A 1568-nucleotide genomic window follows, 5' to 3' on the forward strand; every position below is an offset into this window, starting at 1 on the left:
TCCGAGACAACCACAACGCACCGGAAGTGAGCGCATGACTGCATCCGACCAGGCCCTCGAGACGCTCGCGCTGGCAGCGCGTGCGGCTGATTCGAAGGGCGGCGACGACCTCGTCGCCCTCGACGTGTCGCGCCAGATCCCGTTCGCCGACGTGTTCCTCATCGTCACCGGCAACTCCGAGCGCAACGTCATCGCGATCGCAGATGAGATCGAAGACGTGCTTGGCCGCGCAGGCACGCCGACGAAGCGACGTGAAGGGCACCAGGTCGGCCGCTGGATCCTGCTCGACTTCGGCGACCTCGTCGTGCACGTCTTCCACCAGGAGGAGCGGCTGTACTACGGCCTCGAGCGGCTCTGGGCAGACTGCCCGGCGCTTCCCGTGGCGCCGTTGCTCGCCGCGAGCAGCTGATCGGATCGGGCTCCACCGGTCGAGGGTCCCTCGATTTCGTCTGCGGGCGGAGGCTGGTGTAAGCTCAATTCGTTGCCTCGAACGAGGCAGAACGGGTCTGTGGCGCAGCTGGTAGCGCACCTGCATGGCATGCAGGGGGTCAGGGGTTCGAGTCCCCTCAGATCCACCAATAGCTCCCGAAGAACTCAGGTTCTTCGGGGGCTTTCTCATTTGGAATCGGGCTTGGGGACCATCTCAGCGTCGATGAACGTGCGTGAGATCGGCAGCTGTCCAAGGAGTCGATCCATCTCGGGCGTCTCGAGGACATCAAGCAGGACGTTCGTCCCCCTCCCCGCAACTCGCACGAGCTTACGATGCGCCCATGAGCGCAGCAGGCACGGCCCGGGCCGTCGAAACACGTCCGTTCCCGCCAGCGGCGGGAGTCACCAGCCGGCGACGACGCGTCGCCATCGAGACTGAGTCCGTCGCCGCCGGCGTCGTCGCCGCGAGCGGAACGGCCGCTGTGGGTGTGCTCGTCTTCGCCGGAGCTGAATGGTCACTCTGGGGTGGCTGGTCCGTCGGCGCGTTCGCCGCCATCGCCGTGATGGTCTCCGGAGTCGGGGCTGCCGCGACGGGCTACTGGCGCGCGCGGGACCTGCCGGGCCAGGAGTGGCGGCACGAACTCGGGGCGTGGAAGTTCTCGCTGGATGTCGCGACAGTAGCGGCGGTCCACGCGGTTATCGGCGCTCTCGTCACGGTCATGGTCTTCGTGCTGCTGCAGCGCAGCTTCGAGGGGCTCGTGGTGGACCCGTGGATCGGCGCAGGCGCATCCGCCGTGGCATCCGGACTCGCCGCGTACTGGATCTACCTGTCGGTCACGTCGCTCACGACGCCGAAGCTTGCCGCCCTGCTCGTGGTCTTCATGTCACTGACGGTGCTCACGAGCATGGCCACGTCGCAAGATCCGCAGTGGTGGCAGATCCACTTCAGTCAGCTCGGCACCTCGAACGATGTGTCGAGCGGTCTCTTCAACATCGCACTCGTCATCGCCGGTGCATTCGTGACGACGTTCGCGATGTATGTGCATCGCGACCTCAGCGCCCTCGTGCGTCAGCGGGTGCTTGCCCATACGTGGGCACCCCGCGTCGTCTCCATCGTCTTCGTCGTGATGGGTGTTCTG

At 66.1% G+C, this 1568-nt stretch carries 2 protein-coding genes and 1 tRNA gene; all 3 read left to right on the forward strand.

Annotated elements, in window-relative coordinates; translation table 11 throughout:
• Positions 1 to 34: 34 nt before the first annotated feature.
• Entirely contained in the window at positions 35 to 409 is a 375-nt protein-coding gene (gene rsfS / locus VIP82_RS22395) for a ribosome silencing factor (RefSeq protein ID WP_056009113.1), read from the forward strand.
• A gap of 93 nt (positions 410 to 502) precedes the next feature.
• Positions 503 to 578 (forward strand) — tRNA-Ala (locus VIP82_RS22400).
• 192 nt (positions 579 to 770) lie between these two features.
• A partial coding sequence (locus VIP82_RS22405; protein WP_331912748.1) for a hypothetical protein occupies positions 771 to 1568 on the forward strand: 798 nt, incomplete at its 3' end.

This window comes from Microbacterium sp. (assembly GCF_036566905.1).
Lineage (GTDB): Bacteria > Actinomycetota > Actinomycetes > Actinomycetales > Microbacteriaceae > Microbacterium.